This window comes from Bacteroidota bacterium, from assembly GCA_013360915.1.
Taxonomy (GTDB): Bacteria; Bacteroidota; JABWAT01; order JABWAT01; family JABWAT01; genus JABWAT01.
Map to the genome: position 1 here is coordinate 359,392 of JABWAT010000001.1, position 23,284 is coordinate 382,675.

24 protein-coding genes and 1 tRNA gene are annotated in these 23,284 nt (G+C 48.9%); 4 read left to right on the forward strand and 21 right to left on the reverse strand.

Features of this window, described 5'->3' with window-relative positions; all coding sequences use genetic code 11:
- Window positions 1-56: 56 nt before the first annotated feature.
- Window positions 57-272 (reverse strand): 50S ribosomal protein L31, encoded by a 216-nt coding sequence (gene rpmE / locus HUU10_01590; protein ID NUQ80278.1) that lies wholly within the window; start codon window positions 270-272, stop codon window positions 57-59.
- A gap of 65 nt (window positions 273-337) precedes the next feature.
- Here rpmE and HUU10_01595 point away from each other — a divergent pair, with 65 nt between their 5' ends.
- Window positions 338-1,633, forward strand: a complete 1,296-nt coding sequence (locus HUU10_01595) for a D-alanyl-D-alanine carboxypeptidase (protein ID NUQ80279.1) — start codon at window positions 338-340, stop codon at window positions 1,631-1,633.
- Here the strand turns inward: HUU10_01595 and HUU10_01600 are convergent.
- Entirely contained in the window at window positions 1,627-2,550 is a 924-nt protein-coding gene (locus HUU10_01600) for a DUF4097 family beta strand repeat protein (GenBank protein ID NUQ80280.1), read from the reverse strand. The genes HUU10_01595 and HUU10_01600 overlap by 7 nt on opposite strands.
- Window positions 2,551-2,659: 109 nt before the next feature.
- Between HUU10_01600 and prmA the strand changes: the two genes are divergently transcribed.
- Window positions 2,660-3,499, forward strand: a complete 840-nt coding sequence (gene prmA, locus HUU10_01605; GenBank protein ID NUQ80281.1) for a 50S ribosomal protein L11 methyltransferase — start codon at window positions 2,660-2,662, stop codon at window positions 3,497-3,499.
- Entirely contained in the window at window positions 3,496-4,428 is a 933-nt protein-coding gene (locus HUU10_01610) for a hypothetical protein (protein ID NUQ80282.1), read from the forward strand. Before prmA ends, HUU10_01610 begins: the two co-directional genes overlap by 4 nt.
- On the opposite strand, the gene HUU10_01615 is transcribed toward HUU10_01610, so the two are convergent.
- The 15 genes from HUU10_01615 to HUU10_01685 form a co-directional block, all read right to left on the reverse strand.
- Entirely contained in the window at window positions 4,401-5,537 is a 1,137-nt protein-coding gene (locus HUU10_01615; protein NUQ80283.1) for a cysteine desulfurase, read from the reverse strand. The genes HUU10_01610 and HUU10_01615 overlap by 28 nt on opposite strands.
- A complete protein-coding gene (locus HUU10_01620) occupies window positions 5,527-5,997 on the reverse strand; it encodes a Spy/CpxP family protein refolding chaperone (GenBank protein ID NUQ80284.1) in 471 nt (156 codons plus the stop codon). Before HUU10_01620 ends, HUU10_01615 begins: the two co-directional genes overlap by 11 nt.
- 1 nt (window position 5,998) lies before the next feature.
- The gene (locus tag HUU10_01625; GenBank protein ID NUQ80285.1) at window positions 5,999-6,529 is read right to left on the reverse strand and encodes a hypothetical protein; all 531 of its coding nucleotides are present in this window, start codon (window positions 6,527-6,529) and stop codon (window positions 5,999-6,001) included.
- On the reverse strand, window positions 6,513-7,088 hold the full coding sequence (locus HUU10_01630) for a sigma-70 family RNA polymerase sigma factor (GenBank protein NUQ80286.1): 576 nt from the start codon (window positions 7,086-7,088) through the stop codon (window positions 6,513-6,515). Before HUU10_01630 ends, HUU10_01625 begins: the two co-directional genes overlap by 17 nt.
- A gap of 30 nt (window positions 7,089-7,118) precedes the next feature.
- The gene (locus HUU10_01635; GenBank protein ID NUQ80287.1) at window positions 7,119-8,570 is read right to left on the reverse strand and encodes a glutamate--tRNA ligase; all 1,452 of its coding nucleotides are present in this window, start codon (window positions 8,568-8,570) and stop codon (window positions 7,119-7,121) included.
- Between the two features lie 64 nt (window positions 8,571-8,634).
- The gene (locus HUU10_01640) at window positions 8,635-9,204 is read right to left on the reverse strand and encodes a ferritin-like domain-containing protein (GenBank protein ID NUQ80288.1); all 570 of its coding nucleotides are present in this window, start codon (window positions 9,202-9,204) and stop codon (window positions 8,635-8,637) included.
- A 13-nt stretch (window positions 9,205-9,217) separates the two neighbouring features.
- Window positions 9,218-10,405 (reverse strand): hypothetical protein, encoded by a 1,188-nt coding sequence (locus HUU10_01645; protein NUQ80289.1) that lies wholly within the window; start codon window positions 10,403-10,405, stop codon window positions 9,218-9,220.
- Entirely contained in the window at window positions 10,402-12,114 is a 1,713-nt protein-coding gene (locus HUU10_01650) for a HAMP domain-containing protein (GenBank protein ID NUQ80290.1), read from the reverse strand. Before HUU10_01650 ends, HUU10_01645 begins: the two co-directional genes overlap by 4 nt.
- Before the next feature lie 2 nt (window positions 12,115-12,116).
- Entirely contained in the window at window positions 12,117-12,803 is a 687-nt protein-coding gene (locus HUU10_01655; GenBank protein ID NUQ80291.1) for a hypothetical protein, read from the reverse strand.
- 61 nt (window positions 12,804-12,864) lie between these two features.
- On the reverse strand, window positions 12,865-13,878 hold the full coding sequence (locus HUU10_01660; protein NUQ80292.1) for a hypothetical protein: 1,014 nt from the start codon (window positions 13,876-13,878) through the stop codon (window positions 12,865-12,867).
- On the reverse strand, window positions 13,875-16,130 hold the full coding sequence (locus tag HUU10_01665; GenBank protein ID NUQ80293.1) for a PD40 domain-containing protein: 2,256 nt from the start codon (window positions 16,128-16,130) through the stop codon (window positions 13,875-13,877). The genes HUU10_01660 and HUU10_01665 overlap by 4 nt, the downstream gene beginning before the upstream one ends.
- Before the next feature lie 9 nt (window positions 16,131-16,139).
- Complete coding sequence (locus HUU10_01670) at window positions 16,140-16,613, reverse strand: Lrp/AsnC family transcriptional regulator (GenBank protein NUQ80294.1); 474 nt, start codon at window positions 16,611-16,613, stop codon at window positions 16,140-16,142.
- Between the two features lie 188 nt (window positions 16,614-16,801).
- Window positions 16,802-17,731 carry a diguanylate cyclase gene (locus HUU10_01675; protein ID NUQ80295.1) on the reverse strand — a complete coding sequence of 310 codons (930 nt, stop codon included), beginning with the start codon at window positions 17,729-17,731 and terminating at the stop codon, window positions 16,802-16,804.
- Window positions 17,728-18,111 carry a response regulator gene (locus tag HUU10_01680; protein ID NUQ80296.1) on the reverse strand — a complete coding sequence of 128 codons (384 nt, stop codon included), beginning with the start codon at window positions 18,109-18,111 and terminating at the stop codon, window positions 17,728-17,730. The genes HUU10_01675 and HUU10_01680 overlap by 4 nt, the downstream gene beginning before the upstream one ends.
- A gap of 102 nt (window positions 18,112-18,213) precedes the next feature.
- Window positions 18,214-18,987 carry an energy transducer TonB gene (locus tag HUU10_01685; protein NUQ80297.1) on the reverse strand — a complete coding sequence of 258 codons (774 nt, stop codon included), beginning with the start codon at window positions 18,985-18,987 and terminating at the stop codon, window positions 18,214-18,216.
- A gap of 34 nt (window positions 18,988-19,021) precedes the next feature.
- Between HUU10_01685 and HUU10_01690 the strand changes: the two genes are divergently transcribed.
- The gene (locus HUU10_01690) at window positions 19,022-19,915 is read left to right on the forward strand and encodes a helix-turn-helix domain-containing protein (GenBank protein ID NUQ80298.1); all 894 of its coding nucleotides are present in this window, start codon (window positions 19,022-19,024) and stop codon (window positions 19,913-19,915) included.
- Here the strand turns inward: HUU10_01690 and HUU10_01695 are convergent, their stop codons facing one another.
- The 4 genes from HUU10_01695 to HUU10_01710 all read right to left on the reverse strand — a co-directional run bounded on the left by HUU10_01695 (window position 19,916) and on the right by HUU10_01710 (window position 23,283).
- A complete protein-coding gene (locus HUU10_01695) occupies window positions 19,916-21,346 on the reverse strand; it encodes a proline--tRNA ligase (protein ID NUQ80299.1) in 1,431 nt (476 codons plus the stop codon).
- 109 nt (window positions 21,347-21,455) lie between these two features.
- Window positions 21,456-22,286 (reverse strand): Crp/Fnr family transcriptional regulator, encoded by an 831-nt coding sequence (locus HUU10_01700; GenBank protein NUQ80300.1) that lies wholly within the window; start codon window positions 22,284-22,286, stop codon window positions 21,456-21,458.
- A gap of 102 nt (window positions 22,287-22,388) precedes the next feature.
- Window positions 22,389-23,201, reverse strand: a complete 813-nt coding sequence (locus HUU10_01705) for a TIGR02757 family protein (GenBank protein ID NUQ80301.1) — start codon at window positions 23,199-23,201, stop codon at window positions 22,389-22,391.
- Window positions 23,202-23,209: 8 nt separating this feature from the next.
- Window positions 23,210-23,283, reverse strand: a tRNA-Pro gene (locus HUU10_01710).
- Window position 23,284: the final 1 nt, after the last annotated feature.

Sequence of the window (23,284 nt, forward strand, 5' to 3'; positions counted from 1 at the left end):
GGCAGAATTCAGAAACGGAAGGAATGGACGTCTGTCCATCCTTCCTGCATCTGGTATTACTTTTTCGGCTGGGCGGCAGCGTACCGCTTGTTAAACTTTTCAACCCGGCCGGCGGTATCGATCAGACGATCCTTTCCACCGGAAAAGAATGGATGGCAGTTTGAACAAATTTCCACTTTCAGCTCTTTGTTGGTGGAACGTGTCTTGAATGAGTTTCCGCACAGGCAACTTACCTGGCATTCCTGATAATTTGGATGGATTCCGGCTTGCATGTATATCTCCGTCGAAAATAACTTTAAAGGTAGATAAATTTTTCCATCATATCAACGGAACTGCATTGAAAAAACTTGTGGTCTGTCTTTTTGCCGGAATCGCAGTGGCTTGTCAGCCGGAAATCCGGAAACCAGTCAGTCTGCCTGTCTTTCATCCGCAAAGTTACGTGGGGTATTGGTTTTCCGATACGGAAGGGACGGTGCTCGATTCCTTTCAGGCAAACCGGTACTTCATCCCGGCCTCCCTGACGAAGTTATATTTCTATCCGGTGCTAAAACAGGTGTCCGGTGATCCGTCCTTTTCTTCCACCACATGGAATTATGACCCCGCCGACTCCACGCTCAGACTGGCGGCTCCCGGAAACCCGCTTCTCGGTTATAACGACCTGAGGAACTGTATTTTAACATCCGGTCCAGTCAAACGGGTCATTCTGTATCATTTGCCATATGATTCCTCCCGGGTCTGGGGTGCCGGTTGGATGGCCGATGACGAGCCTGCCGATTATCAGCCTTATTTTTCGGCAGTTCCTGTAAACCTGAATGTTCAGACCGTCACCGTTCAGTGCACCAGAGATTCTATCACAATCCTCCAGGAACCCTGGGAGCTTCCCTACCGGATCAAGCCTGGCAGCAGTCTGTCGGTTACCCGCCCCCCGGCCTCTGATACCCTGCTGGTAACCATTCCCCCCGATTCATCCGGCTCTGTCACCCGAAAACTTTCTATCAGAAATCCTTCCAGGTACCTGTATCAGTGGTTACGGGCTTCATCCCTTCAGAATGTCTTAAGCATCGTGACCGTACCGCAACTGCCCGTGTTCAGTAACCGGATTGCCCACGACCCGGGTGAACTTACTCATCTGATTTTAAACCAGAGCAATAACCTGGCCGCCGAACAGATTCTACGGTATTGGTCTTTGAAAAACGGGGGAAACGGATCGGTTGCCGGTTACCTGAAACAAAATCCGGTACCTGCACCGGATGGCCGGCTGGTGGATGGATCCGGATTATCCAGATACAACATGCTGACCCCAGCCGCTTTGGGGAAAGTGCTTCAGACATTTCGGAATGAGCCGGCTTTCAAAACCGGTCTGGCCATTTATGGAGAATCAGGAACGTTGGATGACCGGTTCAGATTGGCGGATACCACGGCAGTCATCGTGGCAAAAAGCGGGAGCATGAATACGGTTCAGAATCTGGCAGGATTGATTCTTATCGACGGTCAGCCGGCAGCAGAATTCGTACTGATGATTAATTTCTGGATGGATTCAAAAGAAAGCCGTTACCGGCTGGAAAAAGCAGTGTTGGATCGGTGGATTTCACTGGTTCGGAAAAACACCGATCCGACTGCCAACAATCACTGACCACTGATCCGGATGTCTCCACCCGAGGTTCTCAAATGAACGTCGGGACCGCCACCATTGATCTTCCCGTCAACCTTGTCCTTTTTCATGGTCCCCTTGAAACTGACTTCAAGGTCATCGGTAATCGAAACCCGGCCTCCGGTGGTGCGCGCATCCAGATTGAGTGCCGTTGCTGCCGGAAGGTTCACAACCAGATCACCGCCAGAGGTTGATGCACGGACTCCGTCACATTCCTTCCGGATATCCACATATATATCACCACCGCTGGTTGAGGCATCCACAAAACCCTTGGCATTTTTTACATTGACATCGCCCCCGGAAGTGCTGACTTCAGTCACACCGCTGACCGTGTTAACCTTAATATCACCACCCGAGGTGCTGGCGTAGATTTTTCCGGTAATCGAAGAAAGCACCAGATCACCACCGCTGGTTGAAGCTTTCAGAACTCCGATCAGGTCGGTGACCTTCACATCCCCACCCGACGTACTGATGGTGGCTGCACCCGTGATTTCCCTTACCTGAATGTCTCCACCCGACGTGGTTAACTGCAGGTTAAGTGACTTCGGCATTTTTACAACAACCGTATGTCCCACCGAGTGCGTCCAGTTAAAGAAATTCCACTTGGATTTTCCTTTGTATTTTATTTCGATCCATGCACGGCCGTTATCAACCCCGAACCGTCTTTCATAACGCTCTTCAAAATCCTTTTTCGACTTATCAGAGGATTTGTTCAGGAAAATGTCAATACGAACCTCTGCTACTGACCAGGATTCCACTTCAATATCTCCGCCCAGGGTAGAGACATAGACTTCTTTCAGGTCAGATCCCGACAGGGTGCGGGTTTCAATTAATTCCTGCGCGGAAAGACTTGTCCATCCGGCCAGAAATAACACGGTGGCGGTAACCATAGATTTCATGTTTTCCTCTGCTTTCAGTATCTGAAATTTGAACGGGTATACGAACCGAAGCTGAAAGGGTTTCGACTCTCAGTTGAATTGTTAAACCATGACCGGTAGTTTCGTGGCCATGAAATCATTTTTGAAAATATCGGTGACCATACCGGAAGAAAATTACCTGACCCTGAGTGAGTGGACAGCCGACCAGGATGGGTTCCTGGGACTCGAAGAAGGGTTCGATCAGATGACCCTCTATTTTACAGATCAGGAACCTGTCACTCAAATGGTTACCGACTGGCTCGATGCACAAAGGCACGCCGGCCTGATCTCCTCCTACCAGATTGACTCCCTACCCGATCAGAATTGGAACGGATTATGGGAATCGGAAATCAAGCCAATCATTATTGATGATTTTTTCTGTATCTATCCCGGTTGGTCGCCTCCCGGTCAGACCTGGCCGGTTTCCATCCGCATCGATCCGAAAATGTCCTTCGGTACGGGATATCACGAAACCACCCGGCTCATGCTCCGTGCTTTGCGCGGACTAAACCTGACCGGAAAACCTGTTCTGGATTGTGGTACCGGAACCGGTGTCCTGGCCATCGCAGCCCTGAAGCTCGGTTCTCCTCAAGTAATGGCTTTTGATATTGATGAATGGTCGGTGAAAAACACCCGGGAAAACCTGGAGCTGAATGGAATCTCCGAACAGCTTTCGTTACGGGAAGGTGACTTCTCCATCGTCAGGGGAACTGGCCCCTACCCGGTCATTCTCTCAAATGTGAACCGGGTCATTCATTTGCAGGAAGTGGACTTCTACCAAACTCACTTACAACCCGGGGGAATTCTCCTGATCAGCGGTCTGCTTTCAACTGATGAGACTTCAATACGGAAAGCCTTTCAGGATGCCGGGTTTTCCCTTCTGAGGGTTCTTCAGGAAAATGAGTGGATTGCCATGGAGTGGACCCGATGATTCGCGCAGTACTCGATATTGGAACCAACACGGTTCTGATGACAATACAGGATACCGGGAACAACAGAATTCTGGGAGATTATTCCTCCATTGCCCGGCTGGGTGAGGGTTTGCAGAAAACAGGAAAAATCGGCGCGGATGCCATCGGTCGACTCGGAAAAATTCTTACCGATTACCTGAAAATAATGGATAAGACCGGAGTCAGTCACTGTCGTCTGATTGCGACATCGGCCATGCGGGATGCCTCGAACCGTCAGGAAGTAATTGACCAGATTCAAAGGGATTTCGGATTAACAATTGAAGTCATTTCGGGGGATGAGGAGGCACAATACACCTACTCAGGCGGACTTACCGGATTGAATCCGGATCCATCAAAGCCCATTGGTCTGATCGATATCGGCGGAGGAAGTACCGAATATATCATCGGTACCACAGAGTCCATCCGGTTTAAAAAAAGCCTCAACATGGGGACCGTCCGGTATTCCGAACAGTTTCACCTTCATTCAGAGAATCCGGAATCCTTCGATTTAGACGGTTTAAGACAGGAAATTAAAAGACAGCTTTCCCAACTTCAGGTCACTCCCCCATCCGATACTCAATGGGTGGGCGTCGCGGGCACACCCACCAGTCTGAGTGCAGCCTTTCATCAGTTAAAAAAGTACGAAGCAACTGTTGTTCACGGATCCGTTCTCAGTCTTGGGTGGCTCGAATCAAATGCGGCGGAATTTTCGAAACTCCCTCCAAAGGGTCTTTTAGAACGATATCCCATTTTTGGTAAACGGTATGATCTGATTCTCGCCGGTACGATTATACTGACCGAATCGCTCAGATGGGCTGGCACCGATCAGCTGATGGTGTCTGATCATGGACTCCGGTATGGCGTGCTGAATGCCGGCGAAGATCAGAATTGGCGGGAAAGAACCGTATAAAGCGCTTCAACAAACCGCTGAACGTCAGAAAGACTCTGATCATGCCCAAAGGAAATCCGCAGGCCGGATCTGGCCTCTTCTGTGGACTGTCCGATTGCAAACAGAACATGTGAAGGCTCAAAACTGCCCGATGAGCAGGCCGACCCGTTGCTGACCGAGATTCCGGCCGAATCGAGTCCCATAATGACCGCTTCCCCATCGGCCAGCCGTCCGTCCGGAAGGAACAGCGTCAGATTCAGTATCCAGGGCGAACCCGTCTCCGGTGAATTGACCCGGATGGAAGGAAGACGGTCCTGCAACAGACTTCTCAGATGCTGGTTGACTGATCTGATCTGATCCGAAACAGGTGCCCGATCTTTCAATGCCTTTTTCAGAGCAAGGGTGAACCCGGCAATGAGAGCTGTTGCCTCGGTACCCGAACGCCGGTTCCGTTCCTGAGAACCGCCATGGAGCAACGGTTTCAATTCGTTTCCTTGTCTGATGATCATTAATCCGACACCACGGGGTCCTCTGATTTTGTGACCGGAAAATGAGAGAAAGTCTGCAGACAGATAAGGTGTCATGTCGATCTTACCCAGTCCCTGAACCCCATCAATATGAATTTTTACCTGCTTTTTCTTCAGTTCCTGCAAAAAACCCGATGGCAGAATCGTTCCCAGTTCATTGTTGACCGCCATCAGTGAAACCAGTGCAGGACCAGTGACGGAATCAATATCCGGAGTTCCCCATTTGTCAACCGGCAACCAATGAAACCGGGCACCATAGTCACCCAGAAATTCAATGGTTTCGGTGGTGGCATGGTGTTCGGCGAGGGTACTGTAGAAAGTGGCGAGCGGAGTGGTTAACCAGTAATAGCCCTGAAGAACGGAATTTATTGACTCTGTGGCTGAACCGGTAAAAACAACCTCGGATGGCCTGAGTCCCAGTAATCCGGCAACGGTTTCTCTCGATTCCTCGATCAGAAAGCGTGCACGACGGCCCTCTTCATGAATACTGGAGGGATTTCCGCCAATCTCCATGGTAACTCTGTCAATTTCTGCCCGGACCTCCTCATCCATCCAGGTGGTGGACGCATGATCGAGAAACAGACGTCCCGTCTTATTTTGCATCAGTTCCGGACCGCTTGTTTTTTCCCCGCTCCATTTTCCTGACGAATTCGTGATAGAACTCTGAGTCAAACACCAGCAGCGCTGCATATTGTGATGGAGTCAGTAACTTCTGTGCTGACTTCAGGTAGGTGGCTCTCGAATCCAGCATTTGCTGCTCCAGGGCAATCAGTTGTGAACTTAAGGTGGTTAGCTCTGATGCAGACATTTCTTTTTCGCGTTTTTTTAACGTCTGAAAAAGTTGTTTGCGCTCCTCGCGCAGTTTATCCATCTCGTCGAGATGTTTATTCAGCATCGAGAAAAATGGACCAGATTGCTCATCGGTGATATTGAGCCGGTCGGTCAGTTTCCAGATTCTGAGTTCTCTGATTTTGCCTCGGTATTCAGCTGGAACCATTTCTTCCTGCGCGGCTGCGGGAAAAGCCAGAAGAAAAACAAACAGCAGGGTCCACAGATGTCTCATTTCAACCTCCGGTTTCCTCATTTTTCATTGTTTCATACCATTCATCAATTGTCTCACCGGAAATGTCTGGTTCCGATACAGGAAATCCGGTTTCTGAAGACCATTCCTCAATCAACTCACCCCAATCCGGAGTGGTTTCAGATTCACTGTCCTGACCATAGCGCAGAAAGTCGGGAGAATCCGCATTAAAATAACCAAGCAGTTCGTATCCGTTTTCAACCGCTATGGTTTCCTGACGCAAAACCAGGTAGCCTGCCAGCACCGATACACCAATAAAAAGGGCTGCGGTTGCTGCCACAGAAACCAAACGGGACATCCAAACACGCCGCCGTGATTTGTTCAGAATCTGGTCGGGTAATTTTGTAAAATAATCGGAGTCCTCGTTTTCAACCATTGCGGGAAGGACCGACTGAACTTCCTTTTCAACCGACTCAAACCAGGATTGGCACTTGCGGCATTCCGGTAAATGAACCTCCCAGTAATAGTCAGTCAGGTTTTTTTCGTCCGCATAGCGGTCACAGCGGATTTTCATGACCCAATGCTCCTTTTATTTTTTGCACCGCATGGAAAAAGTTGGCTTTGCAGGCTCCCAGAGAACGGCCTGTCTGTCGCGCAATTTCTTCATAAGGCAATTCATCATAATACCTGAGAATAAAAATCAATCGTTGCTGCGGAGGCAACAATTGAATAACCCGGTCTAATTGTTCTTTCCAGTCCTTTTTCTGCAAATGGTCTTCAGGTGATCCATCCGGATCTCTGAGCAATTGCAGGTCGTTTTCCTCAGAAGTCGTAAAAGGTTTCTGTCTTCTGAAATGATGCCTGATCTGGTTAATGACAATCCGGTATAACCAGGTAAAAAATCCGGAATCTCCCCGGAACTGGTCGAGTTTCCGGTAAACCTGAATAAATACCTCTTGTGTGATTTCATCGGCATCCTCATGCGACCCAACCGATCGCCTGACTGTCCAGTATACCCTTTTCTGGTACTTTTCTACCAGACGGGTGAAAGCTGGCTCCGATCGCCTGTCCAGAAAGGCTCTGATCAGCGCAGGGTCATCTGCAGGGTTCAGGTGATCGTCGGCCGGCTCCATATTCTGTCTGGTTAGATACCCGAAGGGGTCTCAGGGTTTAACCTGGGCCACCTTGATGGCGGACAAAGCCTTGTCCATCCGGCCCAGACAGGTCGCTTTCCCAAGCATCTCCATCATGGTGTAAAGTGCCGGTCCTGAGGATTCTCCCGAAATAACAATCCGGAGAGGCTGTACCAGACTTCCCGGCTTAATTCCGGCCTGTTCTGCATAGACCTTCAAGGCATCTTCTAATTGCTGATGAGAAAAATCGGATACCGCTGAAAAAGTGGCTTTCAATCCGGTCAGATGAAGCACGGTATCGGGGGTCCATTTTTTCTGAATGGTTTCCTCATCGTACCGATCGGGATCCGAGAAGAATGGTTTGGAAAACTGAACAAAATCATGCAGAAAATTCACCCGGTCCTTCAGAAGGTCGATCACTTTGATCAGATACTCATCCGGGGCAGAATAACCTGCTTCCAGAAAACGTGATTTCAAAGGTACCAGCAACTGCTGTCCCGATTTTAGCCGGATGTGCTGCTGGTTCATCCAGTTCAGCTTGTCAATATTGAATATGGCACCAGCTTTACCCACACGGTCAAGGGTAAAAACGGAAGCCAGATCACCGAGCGAAAAAATCTCCCGTTCCTCTCCGGGATTCCATCCCAAAAAGGCGACAAAATTAATCAGGGCCTCTTTTTCATACCCTTTGGCCCGGTAATCTTCAACGGCCACATCACCCTGACGTTTCGAAAGTTTGCTGCGATCGGCATTCAGTAAAAGCGGCAAATGAGCAAATTGTGGTGGTTGCCATCCAAAATACTGGTATAAAAGAATATGCTTTGGTGTACTCGGTAACCACTCCTCTCCACGAATCACATGGGTAATCTGCATGTCATGATCATCCACCACGTTGGCCAGATGGTACGTGGGGAACCCATCCGACTTGAGAAGAACCTGATCGTCAATGTTTTCCGGGGTGATTTCGATCAGCCCGCGGATAAGATCGGTAAACCGGACCGGGCGTTCGGGTACTTTCATTCTGACCACATAAGGCAATCCCGCTGCTTCTTTTTCCCTGATATCGGCGGGTGTCAGATGTTCACACAATTTGTCATATCGGGGGGGCTGACCGAGTTTTTGTTGAATCAGCCGCATTTCATCAAGCCGTTCTGCGGTACAGAAACACTTGTAGGCATGTCCGTCTTCCAACAGTTTCCGGCCCATTTCCTGATAAAGCGCCGTCCGTTCTGATTGAATGTAGGGACCATGCGGACCACCAACTCCCGGACCTTCATCGAAATCTAGTCCGGACCAACGGAGGGTTTCAACCAGGTTCTCCATGGCACCCGGCACAAACCGGGTACGGTCGGTATCTTCAATCCGAAGGATAAATTTTCCGCCATTTTTCTTAGCAAACAGATAATTGTAAAGTGCGGTTCTGAGACCTCCGACATGGAGGTAACCGGTGGGACTGGGGGCAAAACGAACGCGGACAGACATGACTTTTCCCGTGATTTATATAAACTTATAAAAATACGGGACTTGGAAAATCAATTCAAAAAAATCAGGGAGAACCCAACGCAGTAAACAGGTCCGTCGAGGTGATTCCGCTCAGCCCCTGTAACTCACGATACTTCAGGTAATGGGCTGCCTCTATGGGATAAATATCGGCGAGAGCCTTTTTGGCCTCCCGGGTGGAAAGAACCGAATTGAACATATGCTCGAAGTATGCTTTGGCCGCTTCGTATTCCAGAATCGTTGCAAGAGAAACAACCTGAGATTCACTTGAAACGCCTGCCGCCCTCGGATCCTTTTGTACAGATTCCCAGTTAACCGTGGCCCCGCCCAGTGATTGAAGGACATTGTTGATGTAAACGGCATGTGTCCGGTGACTATCCATAAACGCCACAGCTGTTTCAATAACCACTGGTGTGGAAAGAACACCCGATGCGGCGGCAAACTGGTAGGTGGCAACGGCAACACCTTCCATTTCAACCACTTTTTTTAATAAGTTGATGTCGCCCGATGGATCTGCAGCGCGTGAATCGGTTTCTAGAATATCACAACCGGCCAGCAGCAACCCGGCTCCCAGCGTACCGGTCCCAGATAACTTTAAAAAATTTCTCCGGTCCATTTATCCTCCCTGCTCAGAAACTGAATGACATGATTGCAGCGGCCCCATCATCCTTGGGATCGGTTCCTTCATTGGTTTGTTTAAATCCGACAAGTTTGATCAGCACTCCCTGATCAATGGTGTACCCGACCACAGCTGTCAGCCGGTCCGTGTCGATATCCCATTGCTTTTCTTTTCCATCCGGAAAAACAACCGGGTCAAACCAGATCCGATCAAACCGTCCAGCCAGGAACAATCCAGGAATCTGGGGAATGTCGAACTTCAGGTCTGCGTAAGCCCCATGATTGGTCAGACTGAAGGACCGGAACCCAATCCCGTTTCCATTGGGAACAAATACTCCATCCTTAAACATGGGGGCCGTCCATCTGGACCACAGATACTCACCACTCAGTTCGAAATAGGAATAAGCCAGCACTCCATCGACACCAATGGTCAGTTGTTTATTTTCCTCAATATCGGTCAGTACCGAATTCACAGCGTCTTTGGTCATAAAGGAGCCATAACTTCCCGAAAAACCAAATACCGCCCAAATGGCGGGCCGCAGAGCTAGTCGCCCGGTCACCGACAGACTTCCATTCGCCTTCAGATTTCCGCCGGTTGAAACGGGCTCATTGGAAACCATCACTTCCGACTCAAAAAAATCTTCATAAACAAAATAGGCTTTAAAACCAGTCTGATATCCCAGAAAAGTGGCAGGGGTCAGTCCCACATCCTCTGATCCATAACTGCCGGTATCTCCGGTTTTAGGCCAGAACCCACGCAGACGGCTCATGTTGATAAAAAACCCGTATGCCAGGGGAGGTGTAAATGAAATCGACTCCGTTGAATGCTGTCGTTTGGGATACAGCCCGAACGGCGTCAGCAACCGGCCGGCAGACACTCCCCACGTCTCATCTTCCGAATCATAGTTCAAACTCGCAAAGGCCAGTCTCGGCCAGCTTTCTTCGCCATACCAACCCGGTGCATATAAAAATTTTCCCGAGACACTCCAGCGATCCGTAACCTGTGAACCAAAAAACAGGTGGAGGTTCATGATCGAAAAGTTGGGATACCGGTTTCCAATGCCATTGGTGATCGTTTTTGAATCGACCTCACCCATCGAAAAACCTGCATCGAGCAACCCACTCCACTGAACCTGGGAAAACCCGGCCTGGACTTCTATTAAAAACAGGGCAATGGTCAGTACAAACAATCTTCTCATGATAACACCTCATAGATGGGAATCGGCTCACTGAATCCCTTGAATGACATGGGTTCTAACGGCTTGATGGGGATTTCTTCCCCAAGGCCTCTTTTAACGGAATCTGTTATTAAAATTTGTTGCGCCCGTGCTGCACTGCACAAACGGGCCCCCAGATTGACATTGGCACCGATAACGGTATAATCCAGCCGGTTTGCAGAGCCCATGTTTCCAAGAACCACCTGACCGGCATTGATTCCGATTCCGATTCCAATCTGGGTATCGGCCTCCCGGTTCAGTTCCCTGGTCGCCTGCATGATTGACCGGGCACAATCTGCAGCCCGTTGCTGATGTCCTTCATTCATGAATATCGCAACCATTTCGTCGCCCACGAATTTATCCACCGATCCCTGAAATTTTTCGACCAGATCGGCCTGAACGGACAAATACTGATTCAGCATCTGAATGACCACTTCGGGCTCAGTCTTTTCAGAAAAGGCGGTGAATCCGCGTATATCGCTGAACAGAACGGTTACATCCATCCGGCGGCCTGCAAAATCGGCATCGGTCCCCGCCACCTTACCAATCATTTCTTTGGTGTGGCTGCCCACATACCGCAGCAGGTGAAAGCGTTCCTTGAGTCCACGGGTCATATCATTAAAGGCCGAGGTCAGTGTGCCCAATTCATCTTTCGAGGTTACAGGAAGGCTGATGTCATAATTTCCCTGCCTTACTTTTTCAACGCCAACCGACAAGGCTGTGATTGGTCGTGTGATGGTGGTTCCAACCAGGACCGACAGGATGATGGCCAGAAACAAACCAAATGCCCCGGTCAGATAAATCAGCCGTTCGATCGCGGTTATTATGGCCAGTTGCTGACTTTCTGGAGCAGAGAGAATATAGTAGGCATTTTCACCCTTCCCCAATGGGGCCATAACACTGAAGTATCGGTTATGACTCAGCGTGACATCAAAAACAGGCGAGCTTGCCATCTGTGACCGGACCACATCAAACCAATCGGGATGATTCTGTAAAATATCCTCGAGCTGAAACTGGTCCGACCGGGACAGTGTCGATGCAAAAATGACGGTATCCTGCAAAAAGGTAACATCAAACCCCGACAGATATTTCAGTGTATCTGCCTCCTTTTGTCCAAGAATGGTCCCAAGGGTCAGTGTTCCCAGAACCGAAGTCGCCGATGGAACAAATGATGGAACCGACACAACCTGATACACATATGGCTCAATCGTCCACAAATCGATAAAGTCAGGATTCAGAACGGGATCAATGCCCTCAATGGACCTGCGGATGGTCTCCCTCCAGGTCAGGGTGTCTCCCCATGCTTCCGGATTGGTAAGACTTGCAACCTGAACGCCCTCCCGGTCTGTAACCACAAACAGATCGGTTTTGATAGGGCTGGCCATGTCACTGATTCCGATCAGTACCGTTTCGTGAATCACCTCAGGCTTTGATTCCGGTTGCCCGATCAGCGATAGGGTCTCCTTCAGTAATGGCTGGTCCGATAAAATCAGAGACGTTTCCACCAGCCGTTCATAATTCTGCCGCTGAATGACCTCGAAGGTGGCCTGGGACTTTTTGAAATCCTTCCGGACTTTGTCGGCAATCTGATCACCCACCGACCGGGTGATAATCAGCAATACCCCCAGGAGAATAATAAAGACAAGAGAACTGAAAAGCAGGATAATCCTGACTTGAATTTTGTTCAGCATAATTATCCGATCGTCAGCTTAAGTTGGCGGTCACTTCCTGCTTCCACTCTGATTTCGATGGGCTCCCCCTTGAAATCAGGATGAAATATATCCACCCGATAGGTGCCAGGCTGCAATCCGTCAAAGCGGAAGGTTCCCTGTGGTGATACACGCTGAAAAAAAGGCGTATCCAGCACCAGGATGTATGCAGACATGTTGGTGTGAATGTTACAGAAAACCTGAACCACACCAGGTCGTTCAAACGCCTGATAGATGGTTTCACCCGTCAGACGCTTGCCAATATTGAAACTTTTAACCGGAGACTTACTGAATACATTGTGGTAAATCCGGTCCATGTTTACGATCGAAACGGTGGACCCAACGGTAACAGGCGTGACCCTTGGATGAAAAGTGACATTCTTCTGATTCAGTTCAGGTGAATTCGAAAGAGGTTCCGGTTTGATGGGCTGATCAATCCGCGTCAGATAGACGATGGCATCTTCAAGCGGATTCGAATTTTCAGCTTTGGAGGGGGTCTTTTTAGCCTGGTAACGGCTTCTGTACAAAGCCCCCCGCTCGCGGACCCCGAGGGCGGACTGTGAGGATTGAATCTGTACCGTTCCCTGAATGGTAACAGAAGAAGTCGTCTGTCCCTCTGACCGGGACAGACCGGTAAGTAACAGACCAGAAAGTAGTAAAAACCTGATCATGGCATGTAAGATTTAATTTGGAAAAAGTCTTATCAGCCACAATAATACGGTTTTTTCTGGATCAGAGAATAACGAGCATCTCCCGTGTGGCCTGCGTCAAGATAGTAAACTGTTCTTCCAGACGTACTTTCTCGACTTGTTTACGACGGATTCGTTGATTCAGATCATCTGCCAGACCCTGATAGTAGGCATCCTGATCGGGTTTATATGATTTGACACGGATCATCAACTGGTGAGAATCACTTTCCAGGATGGCTTTCAGTCTGGATTGAATTGAATCGGTCAGGACTCGCAGTTTCTTCTCTTCCATCCGGTAACGATCAATTTTACCAGCCAGGGATTCCCCAATCTGCTCCACTTCGATATACAGATGGGCCTTGGCTTCAATTTTCCTGAGCACATCCAGATCCGATTGATGGTACGCATCATTGATTGCCTTCATCACTTCATCAAAGTAAGCCAGTTCAGACTCATTTCTGGCCTTATCCGGATGGTAGATCTTGGCAAGATCCCGGTAAAGGGTTCTAAGCTCTGATTTTTGTTCTTCAGTCAATTCCCGGCGGCTTTGCTTCATAGCTCTCAGCGTCCGCTCATCTTCATCCAGCTGATGCGCATCGGCTTCCAGCTGCCGCGTCAGGTCGGTCAGTTCATCAAGAATCGATTGCTCGTCCACCGGTTTACCCGCATGAAACCGTTCAATTTTCATCCGGACCATTCTGATTTCATAATCCAGTTTGTCTAATTGAAGGTATAACCGCCCGACCCGGAAATTGTAGTCGGTCTGGAACAAACCCAGCTCGGTTTCCAGATCATCCAGTTCCAGAAAACGATCGCCCAACTGGTTTCTCAGATCAGTCACCAGGCCTTTCAACCGTTCCAACTCAATTTCGTCCGCCGTTCTGACACGGGTGATTTTCCGGCCGGCATATTTCCGCAGACATTCCGTCCTGATCTCACTCAGAACTTCAAACGCTTTTTCAAAAGCCTCTGAAGATTGCTTGAAGTCATGGCGGTCCGAAGCCTGCACCGCCTGGTTGTAATAGGCGGTAAAGATTTCATAAAGAGCCGTGTTCATCGCAATCCCCGCAATTCTTCGTCAATATTCCAGATTCTCATTTCTCCACCGTACCCATTCATCAGGTACCGTCCGTTCGGGGAAACCCTCAGATTGGTTCCTCCTTTGATGGTTGCAATCATCGACCGCTCCTGCAGAGACCAGATCCGGGTCATGTTATCCAATCCCCCGCTCATCACCATGGGTTTGTCGGGATGAAAAACAACCGCAGTGATATTCTGCTGATGCGAACCTATGGTCCCTAGATCATTTCCGGTGATCGTGGACCATAGTTGCAAATCCTGACGGATTCCCGTGGCCAAAACCAAACCATCTGGTGAAATGGCCATGGCGGTGACTTTTCGCTTCGGATCATCGAGCATCCAGAGCAGTGAACCGGATCCGCGATCCCAGACCGCCAACTGACCAGCTTCCGTACGGGCATAAACGAAATGGTTGTTTTCAGAAACCCTGATTTCGATGGCCATCGACGTCAGTCCGCGGTAGTCTGTGATCACCTTTCCGTTGGTCAGTCCGTAAAGTTTAACCACGTAATCCAGGCCACAGGCCAATAAATAGGAACCATCCGGACTCAGAATCGCCGACTTGACGATCTTTTGATTGCCTTCAAAGGATTGGATAATCTCATTGGTCCGGCAATCGTAAATGGTCAGTGATTGTTCACCCCTGATCAGAATCAGTGGCTCTATACCAAAAAAGGCCACTTGTCTGATCCGGTCTTCAGGAATTTCGATGTCATGCAGAAAACTGACCGAATCGATATCCCAGATCTGAACCGTTTTTTCATCCGAGGCGTAGGCAAAATGCTTTCCATCCGGTGAAAACGACAGGGTCCTCGGCCAGACATAGCCGGTATCAAAAGCCGATTCAACAGTACCGGTTGCCAGGTTCCAGATTTTGATTTTATTATCCGTTCCACCAACAGCCACTCGTCGGTCGTCCGGATGAAATTCACTGGCTTTGAGGTACCCTTCCGGCATCAGGAAAATGGCATAACAGGATCCGGTGGTATAATCAAAGATTTTAATGGAATTATCCCACCCTCTGCAGGCAACATAGGGTTTACCCTGACTGAACGGATTGTTGAAAATCCAGTCATCCGTACTGTGAAAATCAGAAAGGACATGTCCTTCAGTCAGATCCCAGATGGTGACCCGATGGTCCTTGCTTGAAGAAAGGGCAAACCGTCCGTCTCCCGAAAAAACGATTCCCATCATCTTATCACTGGAGCCCCCATCAATGACGGTCAGCTCATGCTCAACATCGATAACACGTGCGAACTCACCGTTCCGGGTGGTGGCCAGCAACCGTCCGGTGGTCTGCTGATATACCAATGAATCAATCCAGGAATTGTCATATTCAAACCGGGAAACCCAGGCGCCTGTTTTCATATCGCCGGTAATGATGGTCTTATACTCACTTCCGAGGGCAAAACGGTTCCCATCGGGAGACAGTGCCAGAGATCGCACATATTCTCTTGGCAGTTGCACGGTCCAGACGGGTGTCCCACTCTGAATCGACCATAAAATCAGATTCTGATCAGAACCATAAGTCAGCACTTCTTCCCGGCCGGGTACCGGATGAAGGGAAAGAACCGATCCGTCGTGGGCATGAAAAACCTGCAGACACTCCCCTGTTACCGGATTCCAGGTCTTCACGGTTCCCGCAGAGGAGCCAGTAAACAAAACTCCGCCATCCGCTGACATTTTCATTACGGTTACTTCTTCTTCATAACCGCCGATCAGAAGTGTATCGCCAGACTGTATCCCCAGTACTTTAATGCGATTACTCGAAAGAATCACCATCGAGTCTCCATCCGGACTGAACCCAATATCGTTCAGAAGACTTTCCCCGATACGAAGCCCCTCTCTGACATAGATTTCCTTGGTAACCACCTCGCTCAGAAGGTCGCCCTTCCTGGCCTGCATGGTTACGGTTTTCCGACCGCCGGAATAAAAGCGATGATAGACAATGGGTTCTGAGAGGAAGTCGGTTTGCCAGTCTGCGGCCTGATCAAAATTATACCGGACCGATACCGGCTCCCCTTCCTGGTTACTGTCGAAAAAATGCCGGGCATTGAATGCAAATTCCGTATTGATATAGCCAGACTCGGGGAATGGAAAGAAATTAAGGTTTCTGAAATGAATCAGGGTCTGAGAATGCTCAAGACCAAGCTTCAGCGATCGCCTTTCTGAATGCAGGTCAAACCGGCCGGGGAGCCGGGTTGAAGCAGAGGTTATTTCACGGGACATGGGGACACCTCATGATGCTTTAAGTTTTTTTGCGAGCCGGGAAATATCATATCCCCGCTCAAATACCTTGGAAAGAACAAGAACCGTCGATGCCCGCAGGGTTCCGGGTATCAGACGGATGCGGCGGAGTATTTCTGATAATCCATCCGGTGAATGGGTTTCAATCCGGATCAGAAAATTGTCATCGCCGGCTACATCATAGCAATCTATAATTTCGGGAATTTCTTTTAAAAATTCACTATAGGCACCCGAATCAACCGTTGCAATGGTTGACACACGGATGAAGGCGGCGAAATTTCCGCTTACCATCGTCGGATTCAGGATGGCTCCATATCCTTTGATGATATCCAGTTTTTCCATGCGTTTCACACGCTCGAATACAGTCGGACCCGACAGATTCACCAATTTACCAATATCAGCATAGGTTGCTTTCGCATCCGTCTGAAGTGCAGTGAGGATTTTGAGGTCTGTTTCGTCCAGCATCCGAATAACTTTTGGATAATATGGACGAATTTACCAACAATATTAGGCCATGTCAACCATGTTACTAATATTATTAATACTTTTTATTTATTTTTTGTATGTGGTTCGGAATCTGGCCCCAAATCCGAATAGAATTTGGAGCGGGTTCGATGGGTCCGAATGTCATTCGGAAAATGGTTGGACCGTATTTACTGAGGAAGGGACTCCTCAATATCCTCCTGCTTGGCTGATATGACCCGGTTCCGGCCCGAATTTTTGGCAAGATAAAGGGCCTTATCGGCTGTATCGATAAATTGGGTCGGGGTCATGGAAGCCGAGTATTGGGCCACCCCGGCCGAAAGGGTAAAATGCACGGTTTGACCGTTGACATAAAAAATCTTCGATTGAAAATCGATGCGGACCCGCTCGGCAAAAGCGTAGGCACCCTGAGAATCAGCACCAAAAAGAAGCAGTAAAAACTCTTCACCACCATACCGCACAATGATATCATCGGTACGTGCACGGCGAAGCAGGATTTCTCCGAGGGTTTTAAGCACCTGGTCACCAAACAAATGGCCAAAGGTGTCGTTAATCTTTTTAAAATGATCAATATCAACCATGACACCCGAAATGGGGATTCCATGCCGCTGAGACCGTTTCAGTTCGGTTTGCATGCGGTACTCGAGAATGGAACGGTTGTACAGACCGGTAAGGGTATCGGTCACTGCCTTTTCTCTCAGGCTTTTCTGAATCCGGTAGTTCCGGATGGCAACTTTCACTCTCGCACAGAATTCGGCTGTATGAATCGGACGAATCACAAAATCAACTGCACCCATCTCGAGACCATGAACAATTTTTTCGGTGCTCGGTGCAGAATTACTGACCAGCAGAATGGGAATTTCGTGGGTGGTTTGGGCACTTTTCAGCAAATCCAGTACATTATACCCATCGGTATCGGGAAGCGACGTGGCAACGATGATCACATCAGGAAGCTCGTTAAAGGCCCTTTCCACTCCCTCTTTTCCGGTTGTGGAAATGGTGACATCATATTGATCCTGCTTAAGCAATGACTGCTTTACATTATCAGCAAAATCTTCATCGCTTTCTATGATGTGGATTCGTACCGTCGCTAAATTCATTGGACCGCCAGGTGTTCTTTAACCTTACTGCGTAAATCGGCAGGCATGATCGGTTTGTTAAGAAAATCGGTACAGCCAGCCTCCATGGCCCGCATGTAATCACTGTCGAGCGTGTAGGCTGTCAGAGCAATAATCGGGGTGTTAAATAAACCGGGATCACTCCGCAGAATCCGGGTAGCCTCCCATCCATCCAGAATCGGGAGGTTCAGATCCATAATGATCAGGTCAGGGCGTTTGGCCTTGGCCATGGCAACACCCATCCGGCCGTCAGAGGCAAATATCAGATCGTATTCACCGGAAAGAACCTGCTGGATAAAATCTCTGTTATCTTCCAGATCCTCAACCACCAGTACTTTTTTCTTTCCTGCAGACAGTGACATAACCTCTGAAATGATACAAGGGATGAAAAATTAATTACCTAAAATAAGGATTGATTGACGGCCATGCAAAGTAATCTTTACGGCTTGACTGGTTTCTGTGATTTACAGAACCGGATAAACCATCGAAAAGGTTACCGCAAGCACAGAATCCGGAAATGGCTGAGGCAACCCTGGCCGGTCAAATGACCTCATAACGGCCCGAACGGCCGATTCGGTCATCTCCTTATTAACATTGGAGTATAGCACATCAAGCGTTTTTAGTTTGCCTGCCGTGGTTACTTCTACTTTAACCATCACCCGACCTCCCCTTCCCTGACCTGCAATGTAACTGAGGGGCTCAATCCATTCCCTTTGGATTGTTCTGATCCATGCGGACATATACGGAGCATAGTCCCACTCATAGGAACTGAGCTGAAAGGATCCCTGCCGTGAAAATCCCTTCCGGTCTTCATACATGCCTGCTTCACCCCCCGGCTGTGCAGTGCCAGTGTGTTCAGAAGGTTTGTTTTCCTGCTTATCGGTGTTTCCGGGTGAAAGGTCCTGACCGGACTTCGTTTCCGGGTTCGCCGTCCTTCCTTCCACTGGCCGACCTTTTTTCCATGCCTCCCCGTCAGTTACCTCACTCGGAGTTTCCGAGTAACCGGCCTGATTTCGCAAACCCTTGTTTATTCCGGGTTCGTCTGCTCTTTTCCAACCGGTATCCACCAGAATATCGGTTTCACGGGTTTTACCCGTCATGATTTCCACCGGCTCTGTAATTCCCTCCTGCTTTGCTCCCTTCCATGACTGACTAAAAAAAAGCACCAGAAACACAATGAGATGCAAAGTGACTGAAACGGGAATTGCAAACCAGGCTATTTTTGTTATGGATGTCATTGACTAACCAACTTATCCTTTGCCTGAATCCTTCATGAAACCAGATCAGATATTTTCTTCTAAAGAAGTCGCCGACATGCTCGGCGTTAACGAGTCCTCTGTGAAACGGTGGACCGATTCAGGTAAAATAAAATGCATCCGTACTCCCGGAGGACACCGGAAATTCAGACTGGAAGATGTGAATGATTTTCTGAGAGTCAACAACCTGGGATCCGTTCCATTTTCAGATCAGCTGTTTCAGCGTCGTGATGATGACAACCTGCCGGTGGCCATCCGGTACCGAGATTACGGGATTCTTATTCCCCACTTCTACCGGCTGGCCTTGCTGGCAGACAGCAACGAGATTTTTAACTTTCTCACCATTTTGGGAATGCACGACTACCCCCTTGCTGATCTGTTCGATTACCTGCTGTCACCGGTCCTTGTCAGAATCGGCACCGATTGGGAAATGGGAAAAGTTTCCGTCGATGAAGAACATGCAGCAACCGCAGCCATTTTCGATAGCCTCATCCGGTTGCAATTTTCATCAACCCGTCTTCCGAGAAACCCTCATCATGCTCTGATTGCAGTTCTTGAAAACGATTTCCATGAAATACCAGCCAAATGCATGGGAATTCTCCTCGACCGGGAAGGTTGGAACATCCACTATCTGGGAGCCAATTCTCCGATTTTCAGTATCGAAAATGCCATCAGGCGCCAACCACCTTCGGTACTCATCCTCGGATCGACCATTGCACCCGATCAAAACTCTCCGATTCCGGAGGCCGTCGAAAAAATAGGCCGTTCACTCAAAAATACCGGCGGGCACTTAATCGTCGGTGGGTCGGGTCTTAATTCCTTCCGCGATACCATCCCGTCGGTTGATTGGTGGGCAGGATCTTTCCGCGAAACCCTTCAGTTTATCCGTACCCGCTTTTCAGCAAACTGATCAGTATGCTTTCGAAAACAGAACCCGGCGCTCCGAAGAACCGCCGCAAACCGCACATGCACCCTTTTCGGCAGGTTCATCAAACGGAATACAACGAATGGTAGCCTTGGTTTCATCTTTCACCTTTGTTTCGCAATCCGCACTTCCGCACCAGTGTGCCCGTGCAAATCCCTTTTCATTGGTGACAATATCCAACAATCCAGCATAATCATTTACTGTGAATATTTTTGACTGAAGGCGAACCCTCGCGCGCTCAAGCATAGAAGTCTGAATGGTTTCCAGCAGGGTGGGAACTTCAGTTGCCACGCGGTCCAGAGCCAATGCCTGTTTTTCACCGGTGTCCCGTCTGGCTATTGTGCATAATCCCTGAGCCAGATCCCTGGGACCAATTTCGATCCGTACCGGTACACCCAGCATCTCATACTCGTTGAATTTCCAGCCTGGTTTATACTGGTCACGATCGTCCACAAACACACTGTGTCCTGCACGAACCAGTGTTTTCTCTATTTGACGGGCTGTTTCCAGTACCGCTTGCTTTTCCTCATCCGACTTGAAAATGGGAATGATAACAACCTGGGTTGGTGCAAGACGGGGTGGTAATACCAATCCCTGATCATCGCTGTGAGACATAATCAATGCCCCGATCAACCGGGTCGAGACCCCCCAACTGGTCGCATAAACATACTGCTGCTGGCCAGATTTGTCCTGAAAGGTCACGTCGAACGCTTTGGCAAAATTCTGACCAAGATGATGTGAAGTACCCGCCTGCAAGGCCTTGTTATCCTGCATCAGGGCTTCAATACAATAGGTATGTACTGCACCGGCAAACTTCTCAGAATCAGTCTTCTTACCGACAATCACCGGCACCGCCATAAAGTCCTCTGCAAACCGCTGATACACGCGAACCATTTTCATGGTTTCTGCTTCGGCTTCCTCTGCAGTTTCATGGGCGGTATGACCTTCCTGCCATAAGAATTCCGTGGTTCTCAAAAACAGCCGGGTACGCATTTCCCACCGGACCACGTTCGCCCACTGATTATACAGCAGAGGAAGATCCCGGTAGGATTGGATCCACTTTTTGTACATGCTCCAGATAATGGTTTCACTGGTCGGCCTGACGTACAGCTTTTCTTCGAGCTCCTTTCCTCCCCCGTGGGTAACAACCGCACATTCTGGTGAAAATCCCTCAACGTGCTCAGCTTCTTTATTCATGAAGCTTTCAGGTATGAACAGGGGGAAATAGGCATTCACATGTCCGGTTGCTTTAAACATGTCATCCAATGCTTTCTGCATTTTTTCCCAGATGGCATACCCATTGGGACGAATAACCATGCATCCCCTGACGGGAGCATAGTCTGCCAGTTTTGCATGAAGAACGATATCAATGTACCATTGGGAGTAGTCCTGTGAACGACTGGTTATTTTGGCCATGGCTGATGAGTGATTTTTTTTGTTTAGGTTGATTGGTAAATGAAAAAGCAAAGCCGGTCATAGACCGGCTGCAGAATAGAACATGGTTTGGAAAGCAGGTTTGTCCAGGTTACTTCTTCCCACGTGATCTGAAACGAAGTTCCATTTCTCTGACTTTCAGCTGAAGTTCTTCCACGGGTATCTGGAGGTAATAATTCAGAAGATCTCTGATCATCAGCAGCCGGGTACCGTTTTCCTGGCTCATACCGGTTACCCGTTTTTGCTCCAGAATTTTCATGAGGTTTTCATTCTGAAGTTCTTCGAGGGTCAGGATAAAGACCTCAGAGGACCTTCCATCCTTGGTTGGGAAAGTGCCTCCGGCGATGTTTGCTTCCAATTGAATCCGTTGTTCACCGGCAGGGGCCTGTGCAGCACGGGCCTTCACATCCTGAACTGACATCTGTCCGGTGGAGGCAGGACTGGCGGCACCTGCAGGAGCATCAGGAATACCACCTTCAGCCTGATGAGCCACCAGTTTCTGGGTGGTATCACGCAGCCGCTGGCTCATGACCTTGATAAAATTCAGCAGAATCTTGATTGTTTCATTAGGCCGGCTCTGCAGCATCCGGTCAAAATTGTACTTCGGCATGACCAAAAGCTCTGCACGGTCTTTAATAAGAGCGGATGCAGAACGCTTTTCCTGCTCGAACAGGGACATTTCACCAATACAAGCTCCGGGACCCAGCACCGCAATGGTACTTTCCTTCCCTGTGTTGTCTTTCTTGGTAATTTCAACTGAACCGGAAAGAACCACATACATGATCTGGCCAACAATCAGATTTTCCCTGAATAACACGTATCCGGTATCAAATGTCTTGATAAAGGCATATTTGATAATCTGATCCATTTCCTCCTGAGATATACCCTGGAAAATGGGAATCGTATTCGGATCGACGTGCATGGGGAAACTCCTCGAAGTCTCTGGTGTAAGGCTAAATATGATAATTTTGATTACTAAAGACAAGTAATCCAGAAATCGTTACCTTATGTGATGCCGTATCTGTTACCTGGCGCAAACCGGATAAAGAGAACAGTCCTCACAGATTTCCGGTTGCCGTGCCGATGGACAGTGGTTCAGTATTCCAAGCCGGCTGAGTCCGAAATCAAACTTTACCGGGTCTTTCGGGTCAATTTCCTTTAGTCGTTGTGTTATCAGGGTGGCTGTTCTCATGTCGGTCCGTCTGGCCTCTGATAAACCAAGATAGTAACACAACCGGGAGGTATGTGTATCCAATGGAAAAATCAGGCTGGATGGAGAAAGATGAGTCCAGAGCCCAAAATCAATCCGGTCCTGCCTTACCATCCACCGGTAGTACATCATGAACCGCTTCCGGCCCGAGGAACCCGCCGGATCGGGAAACATGTAACGGGTGCCCGGTGTCCATCGGTCGGATTTCTCCAGAAACCGACCCCATTCCTCATACAAAGCCCTGTCATTCAATCCATCATGATTCTCTTCCAGAAAATCTGCAGGCGACTTCCCTTCCAGCACCATCATCCGGATAAACATTAACAAAGTGGCCAGATCGGCCCCGGAATAAAAACGATACGGTCTGGACTCACCTATCTGTCGAATATCTTTTTCATTCATTTCTGTCAGCCCGCCAACCAATGAGTCGCCAAAACAAGGCATGAGATCAGAAAAGAATCGCAGAATCAGTGAAACTCGGCCAAAAGAATAGGCTGATACCAGCAATCCGACCCATTCAATATCGACTGGATTCCTGTAAGCATGAACAATTGAAATGGGATCTGTTTTAATGAACGATTCATCATTGAACCGATCATAAAGCTGAGTGAGATAGTGGGAAAGCAAAGGAAAAGTCGGGGTGATAGGATTTGAACCTACGACCTCTCGGTCCCGAACCGAACGCGCTACCAGGCTGCGCTACACCCCGA